Source organism: Streptomyces marispadix (assembly GCF_022524345.1).
Classification (GTDB): domain Bacteria; phylum Actinomycetota; class Actinomycetes; order Streptomycetales; family Streptomycetaceae; genus Streptomyces; species Streptomyces marispadix.
Window position 1 is genome coordinate 2225714 of the sequence record NZ_JAKWJU010000002.1, and the last position, 26179, is coordinate 2251892.

A 26179-nucleotide genomic window follows, 5' to 3' on the forward strand; every position below is an offset into this window, starting at 1 on the left:
GGATTCTCGGTTGTCGGCGGCCGGTCGTCCGGTACTCGCTCATACGTGGTCCGGCAGCTCACCGGGGCACAAATCTACCGGGCGCGAAGTCGATCTCCGTTGTGCGCAGGGCCAGTCGGGCCGGTGTCGCCTACTGCTGCTCCGGCGACCTCAGCACACGGAGATGGCCGCGCCGAGCGACCTCCATCGGGTCGGAGTCGCGTCCTTCCGGTCCGCCTACGGCGTCCGAGGGCGCCGCCGCCGAAGGGTCGCGCCGTGGTGTACGGGCCGCCTCACGAACGGCGTTGGCGAGCGCTTCGAGATCGTCGCCGCTCGGCCGGGCGGGGCCGGGGTCCACCGCGAGTCGTACGACCTCCCAGCCGCGGGGGGCCGTCAGGCGCTCGGAATGCTCCGAACACAGGTCGTAGCAGTGCGGTTCGGCGTATGTGGCGAGCGGACCGAGCACCGCGGTGGAGTCCGCGTAGACGTACGTCAGCGTCGCGACGGCGGGACGGCCGCAGGCGGTTCGCGAACAGCGACGTACAGGGCTCACGACGATGGACCGTACCGCACTCTTGAGCGGCCTGCGACGACTCTCCTTGACGTCACTCGGTCGTGTCGTCCCGGTTCGCCTGAAACACCTGATCTGCGGGAAGTCCTGAGCGCCGACACCCTTGCGCCCAGGGCGAGTCGGGGATCTGGCGCGAAGTGGTCGTGAGCTGTCCTGAAGGGTGCGCCGGATGCGAGATCACCGGTCGCGTCGAGCACAGGAATCGCCGTGAAAGGTCATGACACCGGTCACCTTCCGACACGGCCGGTAATGGTCCGGCGATCGGGGTTCGCGGGCGTACGGCCGCTAGTCTCATCACGATGAACAGCCCTGCGACGCCCGGCGGGCCGGGCCGGAACGACCGGGAAGACGGGGACCACCGCGACGACGGTGACCGCCCGGATCACCGGGACCACCCGGACCACCCGGACCGGGGGGCACACCGAGACCGGGGGGAACACAGGGAACTCCGGGACGAGGACGGCGAGATGGGGGCCGACGGCCCCGGGCCGCGCAGACGCGATCGTCATGGCCGCGGCATGCGCGGGCCCGTCGCGCCGCCCCAAGTGCCCCTGGCCGTAAGCCGTTCGGAGGCCTTCGACGATCTGGTCCGCGACTCGGTCAGCAGGCTGGAGCGGCGCTGGCCCCAACTGACCAGCGTGGAGTTCGCCGTTCAGGAGGTGCCGCGCGGGGACGACGGCGAGGCGGAGGAACAGACCGAGGCCGTACCGCTGGGCAGGGTCGCCGAGTCCAAGGGCGGACGGCCGGACCGGATCGTGGTCTACCGGCGCCCGGTGGAGATCCGTACGCGCAACCGCGACGAGCGGGCGCTGCTCGTGCACGAGGTCGTCGTCGAGCAGGTGGCCGAACTGCTGGGCCTCTCACCGGAGTCGGTCGATCCGCGCTACGGGCAGGATTAGGCGCACGGCCAGGGCGGGTCAGACGGATTGGGCCCACCGGGCGGGCGTGCAGGGGCAGTTGGGCGGCCGTCGGCCGGGGTGCGTTCCGCGCGGTACGCGGCCGGAACGGCGTTACATGGCGTGGAGGGGCCGGGCGTGGCGGGTCCGGGCGTGGAGGGTCCGGGCGCGAATGCAATCGGGTCGGGCCGGGCTGAGCTGGGCTGCGCCGCGCCGGGCTGAGCGCCACCGGGTCAGGTCGGCCGGGTGTCCCTCGGGGACGCGCCGCCGCACGACGGGCTACGGGCCCGCTCTCCCCCGCCGGAACCCGACCGGCCTCATATTCCTTGACGCGTATATACGCGAGGAGGCATATTGTCTTCCGTGACGGATGCCACGTGGACGGCGCTGGCCGACCCCCATCGGCGGGCGATGCTCGATGTGCTGCGCGAACGCGCGTGTGCCGTGGGCGAACTCGTCGAGGAACTCGGTTACACGCAGCCGACGACCTCCAAGCATCTGCGGGTGCTGCGCGAGGCGCGGCTGGTGAAGGTCCGTACGCACGCACAGCGGCGGATCTACTCGGTCGACCTGGAGCGGATGGCCGAACTCGACGCGTGGCTGGCCCCGTTCCGGCAGTTGTGGAACGAACGGCTCGACGCGCTCGGCAGACATCTCGACGTCGCCGAGTCCGGCGAGCAGCAGGACGACGCCCGCGAACGGGGTCGTTGACGAGCGCGGACCGCGGCCGGGGCGGAACGGAAAGCGGCAGAGCGGAAGAGCGCGAGAGCGCGCAGCGCGGAAACGGAAACGACCCAACGGAAACGGCCGACGGCCCAACGGCACGACAGCCCAACAGCCCGGCGCACAAGGGCAGAACGGAAGAGCGGATCATGGACCGTGGAACCTACATCGAGCACAACGGCCGCCCGGCAGTGCGCTTCCAGCGCACGTACCCCTTCCCCGTCGAAAGGCTGTGGGCCGCGGTCACCGAATCCGAGGAGCTGGCGCACTGGTTCCCCAGCGCCGTACGCATGGACACGCACGCGGGCGGCACGATCGAGTTCTCCGGCGATCCGAACGTCGAGCACAGTTCGGGCACCGTACTGGTCTACGAGCCGCCGCGGCGCCTCGCCTACACATGGGGCGGCGACGAGCTGCACTTCGAGATCGACCCCGCAGACGGCGGCTGCACGCTCACGCTGATCAACGTGCTGGAGGCGAACACCGCAGCTCGCAACGCCGCCGGATGGACCGTATGCCTGGCCGAACTCGGCAAGCATCTCGAGGGCGTCACCGCCGAGGGCCCCACAGCGAATCCGCCGGTCCATTCCGCCCCGTCTACGACGAGTACGTCGCCTCGGGCATGCCCTCGGGCGCACCGGTCCCCGGGATGTCCGACGAAGGCCCCTGAGACTCCCGCACGAAGACCCCCGAGGTTCCTGCACGAAAGGCTCCGCACGATCCGTACGAAGGGTCCACGGGCAATCCGTACGAAGGGTCCACGGGCAAGGGGTCCCGTACGAGATGTCCCTCAACGAGGGTCCGCGGACGGAGACTTCGGGAGACTTCGGGTCAGGTGCACCGAGGAGCCCCGATCACGAGTACGCGGGCAACCGGGAAGGGCCGCCCGACCGGGCCCGACCGGCGGGCCCCGAAGCTCAGTTGCCGTCGCCGTCCGTCAGCACCGAGAGGTTCTGGCCGGAGTGCGGAACCAGCACCTTGCCCCTGTCGTCCGGCAGCGTCTGCACGGTGAACGCGGGCAGCTTGCCCTTCCTCTGCTCCAGCATCCTCGACGCGTACAACTGCCCGCCGGAGAGCCGGTCCACGGTCACCGCGAAGCTGCCGTCGACCCCCTGGGGCGGGGGCGGGGCAAGGGACTTGGTCGTCTTGCCCTTCACCGTGTACGTACGGCTGACCGGCTTGCCGCCCTTGCTGCCCGCCGACGAAGTCACCCGCACCTTCACCGACTTGCCGGGTGCGGTGAGCGACAGCCGGGAGCCCTTCTCCCGGTTGTCGGCGGCCGTGGCACGGTCCGCGAGGGGCGCGGTCGCGGGGATGAACGCCGTCTCCTGCTTCGAGCCCTTCCCCCGTGTCACTCGCAGCGCCGCCACCACAGGAGTCGCGTCGCTGCCGCCCTCCGTGGGCGTGAGCAGGAGCGAACCCGCCTCGCCCTTCGTGAGGTCCTTGAGGTCGACCGCGGTGGTCATGCCCGCGCGTGCGTGCAGCGTCTCGTGACCGGCCGGGGCGATCTGCCCGGATGAGGTGGCGAGACGCAGCTTGAGGTCCGCGTCGTTCTCGCCCGGTGCCAGTACGACCAGGCGTACGGCCGTGGCGTCGCCGGGGATGCCCGGCAGCACCGCGTCCGGGGACGGGTCGGTGACCGACGGCACCCAGTCGCCGCCGATCTTCTCGTCGACGGCCTGCACTTGGGCGCCCACACGTCCGGCACGTGCCACCACGTGCACGCCGAGGTTGATCGCCGGTTCGGGCGTCAGCGTGGAGAGCAGCACGGGCACCGTGGAGCGCGGCGGCACGGTGATTCCCTCACCGGCCTCGGAAGCGATGCGTCCCTTCTTGCCGTACAGGTTCACGTCGACGACGGCGCTGGAGTCGTCCGGGTTGGTGAGATGGACGTAGTCCTGCCGCTGCTTGTCGGTGCTCGCGCCCGGGAACCAGAAGTCGGTGTCCGGTACGGAGCATGCCGTGCCCTGGATTCCGCGCCCGGCGCCGACCGCGACGGCGGTCGTCTGCTGGACGGTCCACCCCGGAGCGACCCGGCCGTCGGCGGAGCCGAAGTAGGCCGAGGAGTCGGAGGCTCCGGCATCGGCCGTGACGGGCTTGCCCGGTGTGCTCAGCGGCAGGAACGGCTTGGGCTCGGGCTTCTTCTCCCCTGCCCTGTTGCGCTCGCGCTTGCCGCCCTTGTCCTTGTCGCCCTTGTCGCCCTTGTCGTCCTTGCCCTTGCCGCCGTCGCCGCCCGAGCCGTCGTCCGCCTTCTCCGCCGCGTACAGCTCGGCCTTCCCCTTGCCCTTGCCGCCCTCGGGCGCGAAGGCCGTGTACCGGGTCTCGGCCACATCGGAGACGCTGGGCTGCGGGCAGACCAGCGTGGAGCGCTCGACCGGCCTGCGCCCGGCCGCCGCCCCGCCGTTCTCCTCGCCGCCGGGGGCCGCGAGCGCCGAGACACCGGTCACGGCGGCGAGCGCCGCGACCGCGCCGATGAGGGTCGTGCTGGTGCGGTTCACTGCTGATCGCTCCTGTTGCCGTACCGCGGGTCGTAGCCGTACGGGTCGGTCTGCCCTTCGTAAGCGTCGTACTGGCGCGAGTCGAACTGCCGCGTCGCGTAGCCGTCGTCGTACTGCTGCCCGTAGCCCTCGTCGTAGGTCCCGCCGTCGCCGTACGGGCGCTGACGCGGCTCCGACGGGGCCGTGTCGTACGACGGTTCGTACGAGGGCGACTCGTAAGCGGACGATTCATACGAGGACGATTCATACGAGGAAGCGCCGGACGCGCCGTACCGCGAGTCATAGCCGGAGGACCCGTAGGCGGAGGGCTCGTAGCCCGAAGCGGGCTCGAACTCCCGGCCGTCGCGCGGCTGTTCATACGGCGACTGTGCGGGCACCTCCGCGCCGCGCGGGTCGGCGTCCGGCACGCCGTCCGCGTCCGAGTCCGAGTCGTCCCGGCCCTCGGCGGCACGTGCCGCCTCGGCCGCCGCCAGCCTGCGTGCCCGCCGGCCGCCCTCCGCGCCCGGGGCGGGCACCGCTGCCGCCGTCTCCGGAAGGTCGTCGTCCACCTGCCGGCGCCTGCCGGGCAGCGCGAGTACGACCACGACCAGCGCCAGGAAGCCCTGCAACCACACCCAGGCGGTGTGTGCGGCGCTCGTCTCGTGCGTGACGTCCAACTGCCCGCCGCCCGCAGGCAGTTCGAAGCCCTGCGCCCAGCCGTCGAGGGTGACGGGATCGAGCGGCCGTCCGTTCAGCGTGGCCTGCCAGCCGGGGTCGGCGGCGTCGGCGATGCGCAGCACGCGCCCCGCGTCGCCGGGCCTCAGCTCCGTATGGACCTCCAGCGGCCCGGCGGGCACGGGGACCGGGTCCGCCTTCTCCCCCGCCGCGCCTCCTGCCCGGCCCGAGCCCGAACCGGCGCCCGCGGGCAGCACGCTGACCCTGGAGACCTGGCGGTCGACCCGCCACAGTGCGCTTCCGTCCTCCTGGCTGCGCCGTGTGAGGCCGGGCGTCGCGTCGAGTACGCGGCTCATCTGGCGGGGCGCGTCGTCCTTCACGAGTACGTAGCGCACCGCGTAGCCGCCGAGCTGTTCGGTCTGGTCGGCGCCGGAACCGGCGACGAGGTTGGCGACCACCCGTCCCAGCCGGGCGTCGTCGCCGCCCGCCACGGCCAGATCGCCGTCGCCGAGCCTCGCGCCGGAGCCGCGCACGATCGAGTACGAGACGTTCGCCGGTGCGCTGGAGGCGTCGTCCGCCTCACCGGAGAGCACCAGCGTGCGTGCCTGGTCGCTGGTACGGCTCTCCTCCGCGACGAACGCGGGGACCTGCACCGGGTCGCGCCGGGACAGCGGCCCGTCGGCGCCTCCCACCATCCAGCCGACGGCGGCCACGAGCGGCGCGGCCACCGCCGCCGCGGCGACCAGTGCCGCAGCGGGCTGCTTCCAGCCGAAGTTCTGCTCCGCGACCCGCTCCTTGGCGCCCTCCGCTCCCACCACGGCTGCGCACAGCAGCGCCAGCCCGTAGACGAGCGTGGCGGGACCGGCCCACGCGACGCTGTTGGAGATCCCCGCATACAGCAGCCCCACCAGGGCCACGACCCATGCGGCACGGATCGTCGACTGCCGCTCGTCGCGCAGCAGTGCGGCCAGCGCCGCCAGCACCACGCCCACCAGCAGCAGCCCGCCCGCGGCACCGGGACCGCCGGGCGTCAGCGTCAGCAGTCCGAGTGCGTCGCCGGACCCCGCCCCGTACTGGAGCCCCGCCTCGCGGAAGAGCGACGCCGGGTCCGTCAGCAGCGAAAGCGACCAGGGGGCCAGCAGCACCATCGGCGTCAGCAGCGCGATGCCGTTGCGCACGGCAATGCCCCGCACCGGCCCGTCGGCCGACTGCTCCGGGCCGTCGACCAGGTCCAGGCGCCTCAGTACGAGCAGCACCGCGGCGAGCGTCACCGCAATCAGCCACACCAGCGGCGTGAAGGCACTCGTCAAGGTCAGCAGCAGCGCATAGCCCCACACGGCGCGCCACCCCGGCCTGCCGCGCAGCCCGCTCACGGCGACGGCGGAACGCGCCAGCAGCGGCAGCGTCACCGCGAGCACGGCGGTGCCGATGCGCCCGCCCGCGAGGGCTCCCGTAGCGGCCGGGAGGAAGGCGTAGGCGACGCTCCCCCACGCACGCAGCAGACGGGACTCCACCAGCGGCCTCGAAGTGAAGTACGCGGTGAAACCGGCCAGCGGCACCGAGCAGACCAGCAGCAGCGTCAGCGCGAAGCCGGTGCTGCCGAAGAAAACGGTGGCGACCATGGCGACGATCGCGAGGTAGGGCGGCGCCGTCTGCGTGCCGCCGACGCCGACCGGATGCCAGCCGTCGACGTAGCGGCCCCACAGGTCGGAGACCTCCGCGGGCGCCGGCAGCAGCGCGCCCCCGGCGAGAGCGCCGCCGCCCAGCAGTTCACGGCAGGCGATCAGGGAGACCACGAGCAGCACGGCGAAGAGCACCGGGCCGGGCTTGCGGGCGATCTGCTTCAGCCGCGCGAACTGCTCGACCTCCAGAAAGTCCGCGTCGTCGTCGCCGGGACCGGACTCCACCGCGCCGTGCCGCCCGCCCGAGGACATGTCGGGCTCGGCACGTCCGCCGAAGTTGCTCGCGACCTGCTCGGCGGTGGCCCGTACGGTCGCTCCGGGCGGCGGGAAGAGATGCCGCAGCTCGCTGTAGGGGACGGCCGGTCTGCCGCGCCTGCGGCGCGCGCCGATGATCCGCCCCGGGCGCAGCAACGTCCCGGTGAGTCCGCGCACTTCGTCGAGCGCCCGCCCGGGAACCTTCCCCACCAGATAGGCGAGGGTGCGCAGCATCGTGCCGAGCACGAGCCGCAGCATCACCCAGAAGAGCTTCGAACCGGGCACGTTGGCGAGCAGCGTGTAGACGGCTCCGGCCTTGTCGACCCGGTGCGGGCTGGCGCCGCCGCGTGCGCCTCGGCCGACGCAGTCGACGGGGCGCCGCTCACGCGCTGCCGCCTCCGCGTGCCGTACCACGGCGTCGGGGACGATCAGCACCTTGTGCCCGGCGGAGTGCGCACGCCAGCACAGGTCGACGTCGTCACGCATCAGCGGCAAGTGCCGGTCGAAGCCGCCGAGTTCCTCGAAGACGTCCCGCCTCACGAGCATCCCGGCGCTGGATACCGACAGCACCGCACGCACCTGGTCGTGCTGCCCCTGGTCCTGCTCGCGGCGCTCCACACCGGTCCAGCGGCGCCCGCTGTTGGCGATGGTGACACCGGCTTCGAGCAACTGCCTGCGGTCGTACCAGCTACGCAGCTTGGGTCCGACGAGGGTGGCCTCGGGGTCGGCGTCGACGATCCTCAACAGGCGGGCCAGCGCGTCCGGTTCGGGAGCGCAGTCGTCGTGCAGCAGCCACAGCCACTGCACGGGCTCGCCGTGCGGCAGCTCGGGCATGTCGTAGGCGTCGTCGCGCCAGGTGCGGTTGACGGGGTCCCAGCCGCTGGGGCGCTTGAGATACGGCAGATCGTCCGGCGTCGGTACGCGGGCGGTGCGTGCCGCCTCGTCGACGGCGGCGCCGAAGCCCGTACGTCGCGCCATGTGCAGCACGCGGTCGGGCCCGAGGGATTCGGTCAGCAACTGGGCCGACTCGTCGGCGCTTCCGGTGTCGGCCGCGATGACGTCCTGCACAGGCCGTTCCTGGGAGAGCAGACCCGACAGCGCCTCGGGCAGCCACCTCGCGCCGTCGTGGGAGACGAGCACGGCGGTGACGACGTGCCGAGGGAACTCAGGTGTGGCCGCCTCGTACTGGGCAGCCGTATGGCTGTGCACGGACATCGAGGTGCGGGCCCCTCCCGGGGGTGCGGGGGCGATCCCCCGAAGACGCTGCGACGGACTTCACGGCGCACCGCCCCGCTGAGGGGCCGTGCACCTAGGACGGGCCACACACTAACGGCTCAGTGCTCAGTGCCCATCCGGTCCTGCAACCTGTCGTACAACCGGGGGGACTTCTCGTCCGCGGCTGCGCCGTTATCGGCGCCGGTGACCGTGTCCACGGTCACGTGACGGCGGCTGTCCGCTGCCGCCTTCGTCGTCGCGGGCGGCACCGCGGTCGGTGTCGCCTTCGGGTGTCGCCGCCCTGGGATCTTCCGCGTCGCCCGAGACAGCGGTCCGTGCATGTACCGGCATCCGCCGCACGGGAGTTGATCAGACAGCGGCCTTCTTCAGCCGGCGCCGCTCACGCTCGGACAGGCCGCCCCAGATTCCGAAGCGCTCGTCGTTCGCCAGCGCGTATTCGAGGCACTCGGATCGCACTTCGCAGGCGAGGCAGACCTTCTTGGCCTCCCTTGTGGAGCCGCCTTTCTCGGGGAAGAACGATTCGGGGTCGGTCTGGGCGCACAACGCGCGTTCCTGCCAGCCGAGCTCCTCGTCTACTTCTTCGACCAGCACTTCCTGGAACAGCTCGGTCATGTGCGCCCCTCGTCCGTCTTTGCGTCCCCGTGATGCCGTCGTTATCGATCGCGGCTGAACGACACGTGTGAAATTACAAGTGTGCCGATCCGCACCAGTCAAGCCGAGATCTGCTACTGGGTCCGTTATTCACTCTGCGGAACCAAGGGGAACTTGAAAGTGTTGATATCACCCGGAACCGCACCATATAGCCTCCCCGCGCAGCGTCCGGAACCGCGAGGTTCCGAGTTCGCACCGCATTCGCGGGAGCCGGCGGCGGAGCGGCCCGTACATCCGTGATCACTGCTGGATCACGGATGTACAACGACGTTCATGTGCGCGGGTGTTGCGCCACGTGTCCGGGATCGGCGGGGCACAAACCTTTCGGCGTGAACGGCTACCGGAAGGGATGAAGCGTCGATCACAAACACGACGGCTGAGTTGACAGCCCCCTGGGCAAGTCGGTCTCCTTGACCGCATGCCAGTGACTCCCGAGCCCTTCACGGCCGCCGCCATGCGGCCTCTTCGCGCTGCTCGCGTCGCCACGGGTCACTGTCGCTGTCTCTGTCGCTGTTGTTGAGCGATCCCCTCAGGCCCGTCGCGGGCCCGCCGCCGTACGGCACCGCCACCGGCGGCTCCGTGGGCGGCTTCTCCGATCGCCACGCCTGATCCGCCTCGACGGCCGGTCCGTTCGTCGCGACCCGGTCATTCGCCGCGGACGGACATCCAGGCGGACATCGCAGGCGGACATCGCGGCCGGTGCGGCCGAGCGCCTCGCCGCTGACCGACGGCCCGCCCCTCCTCGTAACAGGTTCCTCGTAACCGGCCCGGCCGCCTTCCGGGTCTCCCTACAGCGCGAAAGATCATCACCGACGTGACCAGCAGCGACATTCAGATCGCGGGCGACCCGCTCGCACTGCCCCATCTCATGCCCCCCGCCCCCGCGCATCCGTCCACCGTGGCCGGCTTCGCCGGGCTGGCCCGTACGATCGCCGCCGACCGCTCCGGCTGGGAGCCGCTGGTGCGCTACGACCCGGTCAGCCGCTGGTACCACCGGCTGCGCACCGGGCCCGGATACGAGGTGTGGCTGCTGAGCTGGCTGCCCGGACAGGGCAGCGGACGCCACCATCACGGGCCGTCCTCCGGTGTGTTCACGGTGCTGGAGGGCGAGTTGACCGAGCACTCGCGCGGGGAGAGCCGCACGCTCGGTTCCGACGCGTTGCGTACGTTCGCGCCCGGATATGTGCACGAGGTCGTCAACGACGGTCTCTTCCCCATCGTCAGTCTGCACATCTACTTCCCAGGGTTGACCGAGATGCCGATGGACGAGCCGTCGGCCGTGGTCGGCGCGTGCACCGCGGCGCCGGAGACGCTCACCGCCGGGTGAACAGCGGCTGAACAAGGCGCTCGGGCATCGCCGGGCGGGGTGACCGCCCTGCTGTTCGAAGGCCGTCTGCTGACACACTGGTCCGCATGGAGCGGATCGTGGTTCTGGCCGGGGGCATCGGTGGTGCCCGCTTCCTGCGCGGGCTGAAGGCGGCGGTGCCCGACGCGGACGTCACCGTCGTCGGCAACACCGGCGACGACATCCATCTCTTCGGGCTGAAGGTCTGCCCCGACCTGGACACCGTGATGTACACGCTCGGCGGCGGCATCAACGAGGAGCAGGGCTGGGGACGCGCCGACGAATCCTTCACCGTGAAGGAGGAGTTGGCGGCGTACGGCGTCGGCCCCGAGTGGTTCGGACTCGGCGACCGCGACTTCGCGACCCATATCGTCCGTACGCAGATGATGAGCGCGGGCTATCCGCTCAGCGCGGTCACCGAGGCGCTGTGCGCGCGCTGGCAGCCGGGAGTGCGGCTGCTGCCCATGACGGACGACCGGGTCGAGACGCATGTGCTGATCGACACCGCGGAGTTGGACGAGAGTCCGGGCAACGGCGCCGGTGGCGGCTCCGGCCACGGTCCCGGCGGCGGTCCCGGCGGCGACAGGCGCAAGGCCGTGCACTTCCAGGAGTACTGGGTGCGGCTGCGTGCCTCCGTCGAGGCGCACGCGGTGGTGCCGGTGGGTGCCGAGAGCGCCAAGCCCGCGCCGGGCGTGCTCGACGCCATCGCGGACGCGGACGTCATCCTCTTCCCGCCCTCCAACCCCGTGGTCAGCGTGGGCACGATCCTGGCCGTACCGGGGATCAGGGAGGCCATCGCCGACGCCGGGGTGCCGGTCGTAGGACTGTCGCCGATCGTCGGGGACGCACCGGTGCACGGCATGGCGGACAAGGTGCTCTCGGCGATCGGCGTCGAGTCCACGGCGGCGGCGGTCGCACAGCACTACGGCAGCGGGCTGCTGGACGGCTGGCTCGTCGACACGGTCGACGCGGGCTCGGCCCAGGCCGTTGAGGACGCCGGAATCCGTTGCCGCGCCGTCCCGTTGATGATGAACGGCACGGAGGCCACGGCCCAGATGGCGCGGGAAGCGCTGGCACTGGCGGAAGAGGTGGGCGCATGACGGCGCACGGCGGCGCGGACGGCGGCAGAGAGCGGACCGGTTCCGCTTCCGCGCCCGCGTACCGGGTGTGGGCACTGCCCGGGATTCCCGAAGTGCGCCCCGGCGACGACCTGGTGAAGCTCATCGTCGACGCGGTGATCAGCACGGCGGCGGGCACGGGCACCGGCGCGGCCACGGCCGTACCGGCGAACGGCGCGGCGCTCGCGGCGAGTTCAGAGAACGGCGATCCGCCCGCCGGGCTCGCCGACGGCGACGTACTGATCGTCACGTCGAAGATCGTGAGCAAGGCCGAGGGGCGCATCGTCCGCGCCGACGACCGCGAGGCGGCCATCGAGGCGGAGACCGTGCGCGTGGTCGCGCGCAGGGGTCCCGCACGGATCGTGGAGAGCCGGCACGGATTCGTCATGGCCGCGGCGGGTGTGGACGCCTCCAACACCCCTAAGGGCACCGTGCTGTTGCTCCCGGAGGATCCCGACGCCTCGGCCCGGCGCATCCGCGAGGGAGTACGCGACGCGCTCGGCGCCGACGTCGGCGTCGTCGTCACCGACACCTTCGGACGGCCGTGGCGCGAGGGGCAGACGGATGTGGCGATCGGCGCCGCGGGCGTACGCGTGCTGGAGGATCTGCGCGGCGGTGTCGACACGTTCGGCAATCCGCTGGGTGTGACCGTGACCGCCGTGGGGGACGAACTGGCCGCCGCGGGCGAGTTGGTGAAGGGCAAGGCGGACGGATTCCCCGTCGCGGTCGTACGCGGGCTGCCGCGCCATGTGCTGGACCACGCTGCCGTCGGTCGCGGCGCCGACGACCACGGCGGCGATCCGCGCGGGTCCGGCCCCCTGCCGGCCGGCAGCGCGAGGGCGCTCGTGCGCGACGCCGCGCACGACATGTTCCGGCTGGGCACCTCCGAGGCCGTGAGGGAAGCGCTCGGACTGCGGCGTACCGTCCGCGAGTTCACATCCGACCCGGTGGACGGCGGTGCGGTCCGCCGCGCCGTCGAGGCGGCCGTGACGGCGCCCGCACCGCATCACACGACGCCGTGGCGCTTCGTACTGCTGGAGTCGCCCGAGGCACGGCTGGGGCTGCTCGACGCGATGCGCGAGCAGTGGATCGAGGATCTGCGGGCGGACGGCAAGAGCGAGGAGAGCATCGCCAAGCGCGTGCGGCGCGGCGACGTGCTGCGCAACGCCCCGTATCTCGTGGTGCCCTGCCTCGTCGCGGACGGTTCGCACGACTATCCGGACGCGCGGCGCTCGGCGGCCGAGCGGGAGATGTTCGTCGTCGCGTGCGGCGCGGGCATCCAGAACTTCCTCGTGGCGCTGGCCGGGGAGCAGTTGGGCTCGGCGTGGGTCTCGTCGACGATGTTCTGCCGGGACGTCGTACGCCGTGAACTGAAACTGCCCGGCGACTGGGACCCGATGGGTGCCGTGGCCGTAGGGCGTGCGGCGGCCCCGCCGCGGCAGCGACCGCCACGCGGCAGCGGCGACTTCATCGAGGTGCGCTGACCCGGCGAGGTCCGTAAGGCGCCCCGCTGTCTCTCACAGCCTGGCGATGTCGCCGATCGGGAAACGGGGTTCGCGCCGCGCGGGTGCCCGTCCCGCGAGCAGGATCAGCCGGGCCGCGCGGTGGCGCTGTCCCTCGTAGGGGGCGAGCAGTTCCAGCATTCCCGCGTCGTCGGTGTTGCGGGCGCCGGTGAGGGAGTAGCCGATGATGCGCGGCAGATGAAGGTCGCCGACGGTGAGAGCGTCGGGGTCGCCGTTGCTGCGCTGAAGCGTCTCGGCGGCGGTCCACGGGCCGATGCCGGGGATGAGCTGAAGCCGCCGCATCGCCCCCGCCAGCTCCATCGAGGCGGCCTCCTCCAGACGCGGTGCGCGCTGTGCCGCTCGTATCACGGTGGCGGAGCGCTTGTTGTCGACTCCGGCGCGGTGCCACTCCCAGGAGGGGATGCGGCACCAGGCGCGCGGCTCCGGCATCACATGGAGGTTCTGATGCGGTCCGGGTGCGCGCTCTCCGTACCGGCGTACGAGCAGCCGCCACGCGCGGTACGCCTCATGGGTGGTCACCTTCTGCTCCAGCACCGACGGGATCAGCGCCTCCATGACGAGCCCGGTACGTGCCAGCCGCAGCCCCGGGTGGCGCCGGTGAGCGGTCCTCGTCAACGGGTGGTGCGGCACGAAGGCTGACGGGTCGTCCTCCGCGCCGAGCAGCGCGGGAAGCCGGTCCAGGCACCAGTCGCCGCCCGGCCCCCATGCCTGAGCGCTCACGGTGCCGGCCGCGGCGTCGGCGGTGATGCGCAGCGTCGCAGGTCCCGCCGGTGTGCGGGTCCCGCGCCAGACCGCGCCGCCCTCGATGCGGTAGCAGGGGTCGTACGGGCCGCGCCGCAGCACACGCAGATTGCCCTTGAGGTCGTACGACTCGGGCGCGGTCCAGGTACGGGTGGCAGACACGCCCGACAGCGTATGTGCGCGGCGCGGGCCGCGAACCGGCCGGGCCGTATGCCGGTCCGGCCGCCCGTGGGCGAGGCACCGGGCCTGGGCCCAACTCACCTGCCCGGTACGCGAGTCGGCGGCGCGGCCCAGGGGCGCGGGCCCCGGGCCGGGATAGCGGTCACCGGTCGGACGGAGGCGTCACTGGTCGGAGGAGAAGCGCACAGCGCCTGCCGGGATCCGCGCATCGCACCACACGCGGATGCCGTCCCGGAGTTCGTTGCCCTCGCCGACCACGGCGCCGTCGCCCACGACCGCACCGTCGAGCACGGCACCGGCGCCGATGCGGGCACCGGTGCCGATCAGCGAGTCCCTTACGTGGACGCCCGGTTCGATGACGGCGCCGTCCAGCACGGCCGAACCGTCGACGCGTGCACCGGCGCCGACCGTCGCACCGGCGCCGACGACCGTGCCGCCCGTCAGCTTGGCGTCGGGCGCGACTTCGGCCGTGTCCAGTACGAGCCGGTCGCCGCAGCGGCCCGGCACAGCGGGAGAGGGGGCCCTGCCGAGCACGAGGTCGGCGGAGCCCCGTACGAACGCCTGCGGCGTGCCCAGGTCGAGCCAGTACGTGGAGTCGACCATGCCCTGGAGGTGCGCGCCGTCGGTGAGCAGCCCGGGAAAGGTCTCACGCTCGACGGACACGGGACGGCCCTCGGGGATGGTGTCGATGACGGAGCGGTCGAAGACGTAGGCGCCCGCGTTGATCTGGTCGGTGACGATCTCCTCGGGCGTCTGCGGCTTCTCCAGGAACGCGGTCACGCGCCCGTCCCCGTCCGTGGGGACCAGTCCGTACGCGCGGGGATCGTCGACTCGCGTGAGGTGGAGCGAGACGTCGGCGCCGGTGCGGATGTGGGTGTCGACGAGGCCGCCGATGTCGAGTCCGGTGAGGATGTCGCCGTTGAAGATGAGCACCGGATCGGACGACGCGGAGCGCAGCCTTGACGCGACGTTGCGGATGGCTCCGCCCGTGCCCAGCGGCTCCTCCTCGGTGACGTACTCCAGGTGCAGGCCCAGTTGGGAGCCGTCGCCGAAGTACGGCTCGAAGACCTCCGCGAGATAGGAGGTGGCCATCACGACGTGGTCGACGCCCGCCGCCCGCGCTCTGGCCAGTTGATGGGCGAGGAACGGGACGCCCGCCGCCGGCACCATCGGCTTCGGTGTGCGCACTGTCAGCGGACGCAGCCGGGTGCCCTTGCCCCCGACCAGGAGGATCGCTTCTGTCACCGGTTTTCTTCGCTTCCTGACTGGTGGAGGAGGCGGCCTGAGCCGGGTTTCGGCGGCCAGTTTATGCAGGACCCTCGCACTGCCGGGGCGGACGGAGGGCCGGGTCGCGCGGGTGTGGGGACGGGGGCGGCCGGGCGCAAGGCGGGGCGGGGCCGGGGGTGCGTACGCGGCGGCACCCCTGCGGTGCTCCCGGCGAAGCCAGGGGCCGCCGGGTCCGGGGGCCGCCGGGCTTCGCCGGGATCAGCGCCGCCCCTGCAAGCGTCCCGCCTCGGTGCGTACGGCGGGCAGTTCGCGGTAGAGCCTCTCGCCGGGGCACTCCGTGGTGAATCCGTCGCGGTGGCCCGAGACGGCGTTGAACGACACTTTGCTGCCTCGTCTGTGCTTGTTGCTGCCGCCCGAGGTCAGCGTGACCTTGCCTGCGGCGTTGACGCCGTGCACGCCGAGCTTCCATGCCGTCAGCCTGGACAGCGCCTCCTTGGCGGCCTTCGACGGCGCTTCCCTGGAGTAGGTGCCGAGCACGGCGATCCCCGTGGTGTCGGTGTTGAAGCCCAGAGTGTGAGCCCCCATCACGGGTTTGGCCACCCCGCCGGCGCGGCCCTCGTAGATCTTTCCGCACTTGTCGACCAGGAAGTTGTAGCCGATGTCCCGCCAGTGGCTGCTCTGGACGTGGTAGCGGTAGATGCTGCGGATGATCGCGGGCACATCGCCGCAGGCGTAGTCGTTCGTCTCGGCGGAGTGGTGGACGAACGCCGCCTTGACCGTCCTGCTGTAGCTGAACTCCCGCTCGCGCAGGCCCTCGTCCGCACCCCACCCCTTTCGCGTGACGATCGCCGGGCGCGGCCCGATGCGGCTGTCCTGCGCGCGGTCGCTCTTCGAGGGCGTGGCGTCGGCCGCCTCGTCGCCGTATGTGGAACGGGTGTCCGCCCTGGTCAGCCGGGGCAGCACGCCGCCGGGGCGCTTCGCCGGGTCGTCACCGCGCGGGCCGCCCCCTCCAGGAGCGTCACCGGCCCCGGAGCCCGTACGAGAGCCCTTACGGGAGCCGCTGCCGGGTGTCTTCCCAGGGTCTACGAGTTCGAGCCGTGCGCCCTCCGGCAAGCGGGTCTCCCCCGCCTTGCGGTCGCCGGTGCGGTCGCCGGAGGCGCCGCCTGCCTTCGGCCCCTTGGCGCCGTCGGGGACGATCCGTACCCGTACCGCCGTCGAGTCGCCGGTCCACACGGGTGCCGTGGCGCCCACGGCCTTCTTGCCGCCGCGGTCGCGCTCGCCGGGCTGCGGCGTGCCGTCCCCGTGGGTGTCGAGCGTCCGCCACGCGGACCACTTGCCGCTGCCGGACGCACGCGTCTGCACCTGGAGCCGTCCCTCCGGCACGGCGCCCACGTCGTCCCAGACGACGCCCACCAGCGAGAAGGGCTTCACGTCGCGGGACGTCACGCGTCTGCCGCCCGACGGGTCGTCCTCCCATGCGGAGAGCAGCTTGTCGCCTGCGCGTTTGCCGTCACCGCCGGCACGCAGCGAGAGGGAGCGGGTACTGCCGGGGACCGGGCCCCCGCTGTCCGCGGCGGTGGCCCGGCTTCCTCTGTCCGCTCCGCCGGGGCCGCGGGGAGCCGCGGGCGGTGCGGCGTCCCCGCCGGACGACGAGCGCTTGCCGTGCAGCATGGATTCGGCGGACTCGGTGGGCGCTAGCGGCAGGAGCAGGGCTCCCGCACACGCGACTCCGATCGAGGTGACTAGTAGTGCTCGCATGACGCGATCGTGCACATAGCCTCACTTGTCTGTCTATTCGGGCAAAGAGGTAGGTAAATGATGCTCCGTCCGATACCCCCGTAACGCTGCGTCAACCGTCGGGGAGACCGCCGGAGCCCCTCGCACGACGGCCCCTCGGTTCATGGGCGCCGTGCGCGCCCGCGTACGCTTGCCGGGTGAGCAATCCGCCGCGCACACCTGCCGACCTGCTGAGTTCCGCCCTCGACCAGGACCCCGGGCGTCCCCTGGTGACGTACTACGACGACGCCACCGGCGAACGCGTCGAGCTGTCCGTGGCCACCTTCGCCAACTGGACCGCCAAGACCGCGAATCTACTCCAGGACGAACTGGCCACCGAGCCCGGCGACCGGCTCGCCCTGCTGCTGCCCGCTCACTGGCAGACGGCCGTCTGGCTGCTGGCCTGCTCCTCCGCCGGAGTCGTCGCCGACCTGGGAGGCGACCCGGCCGCTGCGTCGCTCGTCGTCGCGGGACCCGACCGCCTCGATGCGGCCCGTGCGTGCGGCGGCGAGCGCGTCGCGCTGAGCCTCCTCCCGCTCGGTGCGCGCTTCCCGCAGCGGCCCGAGGGGTTCGTCGACTACGCGGCCGAAGTGCCGGGCCAAGGCGACCGGTTCATGCCGTATGCGCCGGTCGGCGCGGACGATCCGTTCCTGCGGCTGCCCGGCGGTGAAGCCCTCTCCGGTGGCGAGACCGTACGGCGTGCGCTCGCGGACGCGGAGTCGCTGGGCCTTGAGCCCGGTTCGCGTGTGCTCTCGCTCCGCGCTTACGACGGCTGGGACGGGCTCAGCGCCGGGCTGCTGGCCCCGTTGGCCGTCGGCGGATCGGTCGTGCTGTGCCGTGACCGCTCCGAGGTCGACGCCTCCGGCCTGCGTAAACGTGCCGAGGACGAGCGCGTCACCCACACAATCGACTGAGCGGCACGGACGCCCCGCTTCTCCTCCCGGCACCGCTCGGCCCGGTCGGCGATGATCGTCGGTAATCAGTTGTGATCAGCAGCGCTCAGCGCTGCGTACAACCTCGTATGGGTTCTGGGCATCTGCCTGCGTGAACGAAGGCGCCCTCACGCCCGTACGCGTCCCGCATGCGCCGCCGAGACCACGAGGGATGGACGCAGACGTGACCGACTCCGGGACAGACGAGGACAGAACGACAGCGACGGCCGCACCGGCAGCGGACGACCAGGGCACGCGCACACCGGGCACGCGCACACCGGCGGCACGCACGCCGGGCGCGCACACACCGACCGCGCACACGTCTCCAGCGCGCACACCTTCCGCGCGTACACCGGGCGCCGGTGCCCCCGCCCCCTCCGCCGCCAACTCCGCGGATGCGGCGACCAGTTCGGGCGGCGCCGACGCCGAACCGCCGGGCGCACCGCCCGCGCCGGACCCCGAGAGCGCCCCGCGGCACCCTCGTCCACCACGGTCACGGCGCCGCCGGCGCTGGATGCGCCTCGCCTCGCTCGTCGCCTCGCTGCTCGTACTCACCGCTGCCGGCGTCGGCTGGACCCTCTACAACCGGCTCGACGGCAACATCCGTACCGACGACGCCACCGCCCGCGACCTGAAGGACTACGAGGCACAGCGCCCCGACCGCCCCACAGGCGAGGCCGAGAACATCCTGCTGCTCGGCTCCGACAGCCGTCTCGGCGGCAACAGCGCATACGGACGCGACCAGGGCGGCCAGCACTCCGACACCGCGATCCTGCTGCATGTCGCCGCCGACCACCGCAGCGCGACCGGAGTCTCGATCCCGCGGGATCTGATGGTGCGCGTGCCGTCCTGCACCGGCCGGGACGGCGTCCGCACGAAGGCCCGCTTCACACAGTTCAACAGCGCGTTCCAGAACGGCGGTGCGGCCTGCGCGATCCGCACGGTCGAGACGCTGACGGGACTGCGCGTCGACCATCACCTCGTCGTCGACTTCACCGGCTTCAAGTCCCTGGTGGACACGGTGGGCGGCGTCGAGGTCTGCCTCCCGGGCGCGGTGCGCGACCGGGACGCCAAGCTCGAACTCGCCGCCGGGCGGCAGACGCTGGGCGGTGAGGACGCCCTCGGCTACGTGCGTGCACGGCACGGGCTCGGCAACGGCAGCGACACCGACCGCATGAGCCGGCAGCAGCAGTTCCTCGGGTCGCTGGTGAAGAAAGTGCGGAGCAACGGTGTGCTGCTCAATCCCGCGAAGCTCTACCCCGTGCTGCACTCCGCGACGTCCGCGGTGACGGCCGACGAAGGGCTCGATTCCCTGGGGGAGCTGTACGAACTCGCCCGCGGCGTACGCGACATCCCCGAGGAACAGGTGCGTTTCCTCACCGTTCCTCGGCAGTCGTACAGACTCGACCGCAATCGCGACGAGCTGGTACAGCCCGACGCGGGGCGGCTCTTCGCACAGTTGCGGGCCGACCGCACCGTGCGGATCGGCGAACAGGGCGACGGCGGCACCGGCACGTCCGGAGGCGGCACTGCCGCCCCGGAATCCGGCACGGCGGCCTCCCGCAGCTCACGAAGCCCTGATCAGACCGGCAGGAACCAAGCCGCGGGCGGGGCCGTCAGACCCTCGGTGCGTCAGGACGCGGAGAGCCCGGCACCGGACGGCAGCGGCCGGCCGGGGAAACCGGCGCCGGTCTACCGGGGAACGACCGCGGCGCGCGATGTCTGCCGTACATGACATCTCCACCGTCGACCACATTGAGATTGGGATGACTTGACCACTTTCGAGCCCGTGGAATTTGCCACCGACGTCGCTCGGCGCCGAACCTGCCGGATAGTGTGGCCGCTCCGGTCCGCCCCGACAGGGCGACGCCAGGCGGCAAATGGAGGACTTACGCAATCGTGAACGCGCAAGGCCGTGGGCAGGCGGGAGACGTGGATCCCGCGGATCAGTGGGTGTTCGACCCGAGCACCGGCAGCTACAAGCTGCGGCTGAACCCTGGTGCCGGCGATTCCCCGAATCCGCCGGCACGCAGCCGTCCCGACGCGCCGCGCCAGCGGAGAGCCTCCGCCGCCCAGCAGAGCGAACCGCGGCTTCCCTCACAGCGGCGCCGCGGCGCCCGCTCGCAGCCGCCGGCGCCGCCGGCCGGCCATGGGCGCCGCAAGCGCAAGCCGGGCCCGTCGAGGAAGCAGAAGGTGCTGCGCTGGAGCGCGGGCACCCTGGGGCTGATACTGGTCGCCGGCGGCACCGTGGGCTACTTCCTGTACGACCACTTCAACGGCAACATCAGCAAGATCGACGTCGGCAAGAGCAACGCCGCCGTGACCGACGGCCCGGTGAACATACTGGTCCTCGGCACCGACTCCCGTAAGGGCAAGGGCAATTCCGGCTACGGGGACAACGCGAGCGTCGGCCACGCCGACACCACGTTCCTCTTCCACGTCTCGAAGGACCGCAGCAACGCCACCGCGCTGTCCATCCCGCGCGACATGATCACGGACATTCCCAACTGCCCCACGAAGCAGAAGGACGGCTCCACGAAGACCGTCCCGGGGCAGCAGGACGTGCGGTTCAACACCAGCCTCGGGCAGTCCGGGCGCGACCCGGGTTGCACCTGGCGGACGGTCGAGAAGATGACCGGCGTCAAGATCAACCACTTCATGATGGCCGACTTCAACGCCGTGAAGGCGCTCTCCAGCGCGATCGGCGGCGTGCAGGTGTGCACGGCCAAGCCCATCAAGGACCCCAAGTCGCATCTGAACCTCACGGCCGGCAAGCACGTCGTGAAGGGCGAGCAGGCGCTGGCCTTCGTACGTACGCGGCACTCGGTCGGTTTCGGAAGCGACCTGGACCGGATCAAGCTCCAGCAGCAGTTCCTCAGCTCGATGATCCGGAAGATGAAGTCCGGGGACACGCTCAGCAATCCGTCGAAGCTGTTCGACCTGGCCAACGCCATGACCAAGGCGCTGACCGTCGACACGGGGATCGGCACCGTCGGAAAGCTGACGGACCTCGCCAAGGACCTTCAGCGGGTCAACATCAAGAACATCACCTTCGCCACGGTCCCCGTCGTGGACAACCCTGAGGACCCCGCAACCGTCGTACTTGACGAGGCGAAGGCGAACCCTCTCTTCAAGATGGTGCAGGCGGACAAGTCGCTCACCAAGACGAAGAAGGGGTCCAAGGGGAAGGAGCCGTCGAAGGCGGAGAAGGTACCCGCGTCGCAGGTGCGCGTCGATGTGCGCAACGGCGGCGGACCCGTGGGCGCGGCCCAGGAGACGGTGGACTGGCTCCAGAACCAGCAGGGCGTCCGGCTCTCGACCAACGCCGGCAACGCCGATGCCCAACTGTCCAAGACCACGTTGGAGTTCTCCTCCAGCCAGGCCGGGCAGGCGGCTACGCTCGCCGACATGCTGGGCCTGCCGAAGTCGGCGATGAAGCAGAGTTCGAGCGTCGGCAAGGCCATGGAACTCACCCTGGGCAAGGACTTCACCAAGGCCGGGGAGCCGGTCTCCGCACCCGAGAAGGCGCCTGACGGCGTCCAGAACGTCAAGGCGAACGACAAGAAGGTCTGCGCGAAGTGACGTAAGCGCCCTTCGTACGCCCCGCCAGGCGCACGAAGGGCCTGTACACGCCGCGTGGGGCCGAAGACGGGGAGGTCCCGTGCGGCAGCGGAACGGCACCGGAGGTGCCCGGGGGATGCAGGGCGGCGCGCCGGTGCGCGACCGCGGATGGGACTCGCAGTACGAGGCAGGCCGCGTGCCGCGACAGCGACAGCGGTACACACAGACAGGCGGCGGCGGTATGGGACACGACGACTTCGGCGGAGGCGGGGGCGAGGGCGGCGGCCCGCCCCGCAAGAAGAGACGTGTCCTGCGGTGGTTCACCGTGTGCCTGTCGCTGCTGATACTGGCGACCGCGGGCGCGGGCTACTTCTACATAGAGCACCTGAACGGCAACCTCGCCCGTGACGTGCTCAACCTCGGTGACCGCAAGCTCGACAAGAGCGATCCGAACGCCGCGGGCCAGACCCCGATGAACATCCTGCTGCTGGGCTCGGACTCCCGGCGGTCGAAGGCGAACGTCGAACTCGGCGGCGCGAAGGGCGACAGCGGGCGCCCTCCCCTGGCAGACGTGCAGATGCTGCTCCACGTCTCCGCGGACCGCAGCAACATCTCCGTGATCTCCGTACCGCGTGACACCAAGGCCACGATCCCCAAGTGCACGGACCCCGACGACCAGCAGGTCTACCGGGAGACCACGGACAAGATCAACACCAGCCTCCAGCACGGCGGTCCGGGCTGCACCGTGGCCACCTGGGAGGAGCTGACGGGCATCCCGATCGACCACTTCATGATGATCGACTTCGCCGGTGTGGTCTCCATGGCGGACGCCGTCGGCGGCGTCCCGGTGTGCGTGGACAACAACGTCTACGACCCTCAGTCCAAGCTGCGGCTGAAGAAGGGCAACTCGGTCGTACGCGGCGAGCAGGCCCTGCACTGGCTGCGCACCCGACATGGCTTCGGAGACGGCAGCGACATCGGCAGGGCCCGCGCCCAGCACATGTACATGAACTCGATGGTCCGCCAGCTCAAGGCCGGTACGAAGCTCACCGACCCCGGCAAGATGCGCGGCCTGGCCGAGGCCGCCACCAAGGCACTCACCGTCGACGAGGGCCTCGGCAGCGTGAAGAAGCTCTACGACCTCGGCAACGACCTCAAGCGGGTGCCGACGAAGCGCATCACCATGGTGACGATGCCGTGGCAGTACGCGCCGGGCGGCTACGTCGTACCGAAGAAGGGCGACGCCGACCACACGTTCTCGCTGATACGGAACGACATCGCCCTCGACGGCAAGGACAAGAAGAAGAAGCCCGACAAGAAGCCGGAGCCCACGAAGCCCACCGTGCCCAAGGCGGAGATTCCCGTAAGGGTGATGAACGGCACCGGAAGCGCGCTGCAAGCGCCCGTCAGCGGACGGGCCGGGGTCATCTCCGAACAGCTCGGACGCCAGGGCTTCGCTCAGGCCACGGCCGACCAGACTCCCAAGTCACAGGCGGACACGACGATCAGCTACCCGCGCGAGAGCCAGCGCGGCAACGCGCTCGCCGTGGCGAAGGCGATCGGTCTGCCCGAGGGCGCGGTCAAGCACTCCAGCGGGGTGCAGGGCGTGACGCTGGTGATCGGCGGCGACTGGCGCGAGGGCACCGCCTACCCGAAGGGCGCGGGCGGCGCCTCCGGCGAGAAGCAGGAGAACAAGGCGCCCGACAGTGCCGACGCGCTGCGCGGCGACAACGACAAGGCGTGCATGGAGGTCAATCCCGCCAACGTGTGGTGAGCCTGTCGGCGAGACGAATGAACTGAGGGGCAGCCGCCCGAAGCGGCTGCCCCTCAGTCATGTTCGTCGCGTTCGTCGTCAGTGCGTCGCTCGGCTTCCTTGCGGTCGCGCGGCGTCAGTGCGTCGCGGGCACCGGCTCCCTGCGGGACGCGATCACCTTGCGCGCCAGTTTCCGCGGGCTCGTCAGAAAGCCCCAGCCCCACGACATGTGCATCGTCGCCAGCGCCACCGGTATCCACGCACGGCTCTTCACCGGCAGCCCCTTGCCCGCGGGCAGCGACCCGAGGAGTACGGCCGCCAGATAACCGCCCGGCACGACGAACCCCAGGGGGAACCCGGCCAGGCCGAGGCCCGTCCCCAGCGCGATCGCGCACACCGCGGCAGGCGGCGCGAGATAGCGCAGATTGATCGACCCGGGGTGGTAGCGCGCGACGACATGGCGCCAACGCCCGTAGTTCCGGTACTGCTTGGCCAGCGCGCGGACGCTCGGCCGGGGCCGGTACTCGACCTTCAGCTCGGGCGAGAACCAGATCCTGCCGCCGGACTCACGGATGCGGAAGTTCAGCTCCCAGTCCTGTGCGCGGATGAACTCCTCGTTGTAGCCGCCCTGTTGCTCCAGCACGTCACGCCGGAACACCCCGAGGTAGACGGTCTCCGCCTCGCCTGCCTGCCCGCCCGTGTGGAACGCGGCGTTGCCGACGCCGATCCTGGAGGTCATCGCGGCGGCGACGGCACGCTCCCAGTCGTTCTCGCCCTCGGCGTGCATGATTCCGCCGACGTTCGCGGCGCCGGTCTCCGACAGCAGCCGTACCGCCGTGGCGATGTACCCGGGCGAGAGCATGCCGTGCCCGTCCACGCGCACGACGACCGGATGCCGGGAGGCCTTGATGGCGGCGTTCAGCGCGGCGGGCGTGCGGCCGCTCGGGTTGGGGACCGTGTGCACGCGGGGATCCTCGGCGGCCAACTCCGCGGCGATCTCGTCCGTACGGTCCTCGGAGGGCCCGAGTGCGATGACGACCTCCAGCTCACCGTCGTATTCCTGCTGGAGGATGTGCGTTACGGAGCTGCGCAGATGCCGTTCCTCATTGAGGACCGGCATGATCACCGAAACCGCCGGCAGCTCCGCGCCCGGGGAAGTCCAATCAGTCACGTGTTCACGTTACCGCGACCGGCGAAGGCCCCCGCACGCCAGCCGGGTGCCCTCGTCGTCGCGCGACGGCGTGTGGTCAAGTGCCGCAGATCGTATCGCCCTACGTTATGGCAATGCGCGCGGAAGCACACAGAAACGGCCGTAAGCCTCGTTGGGGACTGCGCCTGGCAACGGCTCTCTCCGTGCTGGTGCTGGGGGCGAGCGGCGTCGGGCACGTCATGGTGAGCGGGCTCAACGCCGATGTGAACAGGGTCGATCCGTTCCAGGGCCTGACCGACCGGCCGCGGGACACCGGAGGCGTCAACTTCCTTGTCGTAGGCACCGACCGGCGCGACAAGCTCTCCGACGAGGAACGCCAGAGATACCGGCTCGGCGGCTCGGCCTGCGACTGCACGGACACCCTGATGCTGGTGCATCTCTCCGCCGGGCACGACCGCGCCAGCATCGTCAGCCTCCCCCGCGACTCGTACACGAAGCTTCCCGCACACACCGATCCGGGCAGCGGCAAACGGCACCCGGCCGAGCCCGCCAAGCTCAACTCGGCCTACGCGCACGGCGGTGCGCCCCTGACCGTGCGCACCGTCGAGGCCATGAGCGGCATCCACGTCGACCACTATCTGGAGGTCGACTTCACGAGCTTCATGCGCACCGTCGACGTGCTTGGCGGAGTGCCCGTCTGCACGGAGAACTCGCTCCACGACACCTACTCCGGTCTCGATCTGCCCGCGGGCACCACGAAGCTCGACGGCGGCCGCGCGCTTCAGTATGTGAGGGCACGGCACCTCGGCGACGGGTCCGACCTGAGCAGGATGGAGCGCCAGCAGCACTTCCTCGCGGCCGTCATCGAGAAGGCCACCGACAGCGGCGTGCTGATGAACCCCGTGAAGCTGCGGAAGGTCGCCTCCACCGTCCTCGACTCCGTACGCGCCGACTCCGGGCTCGGGAGCGAGCAGATGCTCGAACTCGGGCGTGCGCTGCGGCGCTTCGACTCGAACTCCTCCGAGTTCGTATCCGTGCCCGTCGCCGACGCCGACCACCGGGTGCCGGAGCTGGGTTCCACGGTGAGGTGGGACATGCGCAAGGCCCGCAAGCTCTTCGGCGCGCTGCGCGACGACAAGCCGCTGACGAAGCAGAAGCACCGGGACACCGAACGTGCGGAGGGCTCCGGGGGCGGCGAGGCGGCGGGCGGCACTCCCGCAGCCGTCGTCGGCATCCCGCCGAGCGCGGTCCAGGTGCAGGTGGACAACGGCACGCACCGCGAAGGGCTCGCCCGCCGGGTCGAGAGAAAGCTGCGCGGCACCGGCTTCGCCACGACCGGCTCCCCCGGTACCGCGGAGCGCAACGACGTCTCCCGCACGCAGATCGCCTACGACCCGCGCTGGACGCGCTCGGCGCGGGCGCTCGGCGAGGCGCTGCCCGGCTCCGAACTGGTGGAGGAGCCGGGCAGGGGCCCCGTGATGCGGGTCACGGTGGGCCGTGAGAGCCACAGCGTGCGGAAAGTGCGCGTCGGTTCGCACTCGGGGGGTGCGCCGTCCGACGGGTCCGGGTCGTCCTCGGACGGCGGCTCGTCCGGGCATGGAGCGGTCAAGGGCGGCGAGCAGGCGTCCTGCGCCTGACGGCCGGCAGACGCCCACCCGCCGGTTCGGTCCCGGTCCCGGTCAGGTCCTGTCCGTTCAGGTCCGTTCGAAGCCCGGCCGTTCAGGTCCC

Annotated in this window: 18 protein-coding genes and 1 pseudogene; 11 read left to right on the top strand and 8 right to left on the bottom strand. The window is 71.3% G+C overall.

Annotated elements, in window-relative coordinates; all coding sequences use genetic code 11:
* Positions 1-130: 130 nt before the first annotated feature.
* The gene (locus tag MMA15_RS09435; protein WP_241058667.1) at positions 131-532 is read right to left on the bottom strand and encodes a DUF3499 domain-containing protein; all 402 of its coding nucleotides are present in this window, start codon (positions 530-532) and stop codon (positions 131-133) included.
* Between the two features lie 485 nt (positions 533-1017).
* Between MMA15_RS09435 and MMA15_RS09440 the strand changes: the two genes are divergently transcribed.
* The 3 genes and pseudogenes from MMA15_RS09440 to MMA15_RS09450 all read left to right on the top strand — a co-directional run.
* Positions 1018-1449: a metallopeptidase family protein gene (locus MMA15_RS09440; protein WP_241063106.1), complete on the top strand. Its 432-nt coding sequence runs from the start codon at positions 1018-1020 to the stop codon at positions 1447-1449.
* A gap of 360 nt (positions 1450-1809) precedes the next feature.
* Complete coding sequence (locus MMA15_RS09445; RefSeq protein WP_241058668.1) at positions 1810-2157, top strand: ArsR/SmtB family transcription factor; 348 nt, start codon at positions 1810-1812, stop codon at positions 2155-2157.
* Positions 2158-2318: 161 nt separating this feature from the next.
* Positions 2319-2654: pseudogene (locus MMA15_RS09450) on the top strand (SRPBCC family protein); the annotation flags it as partial.
* Positions 2655-3086: 432 nt separating this feature from the next.
* Here MMA15_RS09450 and MMA15_RS09455 read toward each other — a convergent pair.
* The 3 genes from MMA15_RS09455 to MMA15_RS09465 form a co-directional block, all read right to left on the bottom strand.
* Positions 3087-4667, bottom strand: coding sequence for a DUF5719 family protein (locus MMA15_RS09455; protein WP_241058669.1), 1581 nt, complete (start codon positions 4665-4667; stop codon positions 3087-3089).
* On the bottom strand, positions 4664-8473 hold the full coding sequence (locus tag MMA15_RS09460) for a glycosyltransferase family 2 protein (RefSeq protein WP_241058670.1): 3810 nt from the start codon (positions 8471-8473) through the stop codon (positions 4664-4666). The genes MMA15_RS09455 and MMA15_RS09460 overlap by 4 nt, the downstream gene beginning before the upstream one ends.
* 369 nt (positions 8474-8842) lie before the next feature.
* A complete protein-coding gene (locus tag MMA15_RS09465; RefSeq protein WP_028436999.1) occupies positions 8843-9106 on the bottom strand; it encodes a WhiB family transcriptional regulator in 264 nt (87 codons plus the stop codon).
* A 907-nt stretch (positions 9107-10013) separates the two neighbouring features.
* On the opposite strand from MMA15_RS09465, the gene MMA15_RS09470 reads away from it, so the two are divergent.
* The 3 genes from MMA15_RS09470 to MMA15_RS09480 all read left to right on the top strand — a co-directional run bounded on the left by MMA15_RS09470 (position 10014) and on the right by MMA15_RS09480 (position 13092).
* The gene (locus MMA15_RS09470) at positions 10014-10472 is read left to right on the top strand and encodes a cysteine dioxygenase (protein WP_241063107.1); all 459 of its coding nucleotides are present in this window, start codon (positions 10014-10016) and stop codon (positions 10470-10472) included.
* 86 nt (positions 10473-10558) lie between these two features.
* Complete coding sequence (locus tag MMA15_RS09475; RefSeq protein WP_241058671.1) at positions 10559-11590, top strand: 2-phospho-L-lactate transferase; 1032 nt, start codon at positions 10559-10561, stop codon at positions 11588-11590.
* Entirely contained in the window at positions 11587-13092 is a 1506-nt protein-coding gene (locus MMA15_RS09480; protein ID WP_241058672.1) for a coenzyme F420-0:L-glutamate ligase, read from the top strand. Before MMA15_RS09475 ends, MMA15_RS09480 begins: the two co-directional genes overlap by 4 nt.
* A gap of 33 nt (positions 13093-13125) precedes the next feature.
* Here MMA15_RS09480 and MMA15_RS09485 read toward each other — a convergent pair whose 3' ends face one another.
* The 3 genes from MMA15_RS09485 to MMA15_RS09495 all read right to left on the bottom strand — a co-directional run bounded on the left by MMA15_RS09485 (position 13126) and on the right by MMA15_RS09495 (position 17037).
* A complete protein-coding gene (locus MMA15_RS09485) occupies positions 13126-14034 on the bottom strand; it encodes a DNA-3-methyladenine glycosylase family protein (protein WP_241058673.1) in 909 nt (302 codons plus the stop codon).
* A 180-nt stretch (positions 14035-14214) separates the two neighbouring features.
* Positions 14215-15297, bottom strand: a complete 1083-nt coding sequence (manB, locus tag MMA15_RS09490) for a mannose-1-phosphate guanylyltransferase (RefSeq protein WP_241058674.1) — start codon at positions 15295-15297, stop codon at positions 14215-14217.
* Between the two features lie 240 nt (positions 15298-15537).
* Positions 15538-17037, bottom strand: a complete 1500-nt coding sequence (locus MMA15_RS09495) for a peptidoglycan recognition protein family protein (RefSeq protein ID WP_241058675.1) — start codon at positions 17035-17037, stop codon at positions 15538-15540.
* Between the two features lie 176 nt (positions 17038-17213).
* Here MMA15_RS09495 and MMA15_RS09500 point away from each other — a divergent pair, with 176 nt between their 5' ends.
* The 4 genes from MMA15_RS09500 to MMA15_RS09515 all read left to right on the top strand — a co-directional run bounded on the left by MMA15_RS09500 (position 17214) and on the right by MMA15_RS09515 (position 23322).
* Complete coding sequence (locus MMA15_RS09500; RefSeq protein WP_241058676.1) at positions 17214-17969, top strand: TIGR03089 family protein; 756 nt, start codon at positions 17214-17216, stop codon at positions 17967-17969.
* 190 nt (positions 17970-18159) lie between these two features.
* Positions 18160-19722 (top strand): LCP family protein, encoded by a 1563-nt coding sequence (locus MMA15_RS09505; protein WP_241058677.1) that lies wholly within the window; start codon positions 18160-18162, stop codon positions 19720-19722.
* Positions 19723-19886: 164 nt separating this feature from the next.
* Positions 19887-21569 carry an LCP family protein gene (locus MMA15_RS09510; RefSeq protein ID WP_241058678.1) on the top strand — a complete coding sequence of 561 codons (1683 nt, stop codon included), beginning with the start codon at positions 19887-19889 and terminating at the stop codon, positions 21567-21569.
* Between the two features lie 220 nt (positions 21570-21789).
* The gene (locus tag MMA15_RS09515) at positions 21790-23322 is read left to right on the top strand and encodes an LCP family protein (protein ID WP_241058679.1); all 1533 of its coding nucleotides are present in this window, start codon (positions 21790-21792) and stop codon (positions 23320-23322) included.
* Between the two features lie 115 nt (positions 23323-23437).
* Here MMA15_RS09515 and MMA15_RS09520 read toward each other — a convergent pair whose 3' ends face one another.
* Positions 23438-24421, bottom strand: coding sequence for a glycosyltransferase family 2 protein (locus MMA15_RS09520; protein WP_241063108.1), 984 nt, complete (start codon positions 24419-24421; stop codon positions 23438-23440).
* A 158-nt stretch (positions 24422-24579) separates the two neighbouring features.
* On the opposite strand from MMA15_RS09520, the gene MMA15_RS09525 reads away from it, so the two are divergent.
* Entirely contained in the window at positions 24580-26088 is a 1509-nt protein-coding gene (locus MMA15_RS09525; protein ID WP_372498217.1) for an LCP family protein, read from the top strand.
* Positions 26089-26179: the final 91 nt, after the last annotated feature.

Excerpts from the sequence above, each read along its gene's own strand:
- MMA15_RS09440 (WP_241063106.1), top strand. The coding sequence starts at position 1,018 with ATGGGGGCCGACGGCCCCGGGCCGCGCAGACGCGATCGTCATGGCCGC.
- MMA15_RS09460 (WP_241058670.1), bottom strand. The coding sequence starts at position 8,473 with ATGTCCGTGCACAGCCATACGGCTGCCCAGTACGAGGCGGCCACACCT.
- MMA15_RS09465 (WP_028436999.1), bottom strand. The coding sequence starts at position 9,106 with ATGACCGAGCTGTTCCAGGAAGTGCTGGTCGAAGAAGTAGACGAGGAG.
- MMA15_RS09470 (WP_241063107.1), top strand. The coding sequence starts at position 10,014 with ATGCCCCCCGCCCCCGCGCATCCGTCCACCGTGGCCGGCTTCGCCGGG.
- MMA15_RS09475 (WP_241058671.1), top strand. The coding sequence starts at position 10,559 with ATGGAGCGGATCGTGGTTCTGGCCGGGGGCATCGGTGGTGCCCGCTTC.
- MMA15_RS09480 (WP_241058672.1), top strand. The coding sequence starts at position 11,587 with ATGACGGCGCACGGCGGCGCGGACGGCGGCAGAGAGCGGACCGGTTCC.
- MMA15_RS09495 (WP_241058675.1), bottom strand. The coding sequence starts at position 17,037 with ATGCGAGCACTACTAGTCACCTCGATCGGAGTCGCGTGTGCGGGAGCC.
- MMA15_RS09505 (WP_241058677.1), top strand. The coding sequence starts at position 18,160 with ATGGACGCAGACGTGACCGACTCCGGGACAGACGAGGACAGAACGACA.
- MMA15_RS09515 (WP_241058679.1), top strand. The coding sequence starts at position 21,790 with ATGGGACACGACGACTTCGGCGGAGGCGGGGGCGAGGGCGGCGGCCCG.
- MMA15_RS09520 (WP_241063108.1), bottom strand. The coding sequence starts at position 24,421 with ATGCCGGTCCTCAATGAGGAACGGCATCTGCGCAGCTCCGTAACGCAC.
- MMA15_RS09525 (WP_372498217.1), top strand. The coding sequence starts at position 24,580 with ATGGCAATGCGCGCGGAAGCACACAGAAACGGCCGTAAGCCTCGTTGG.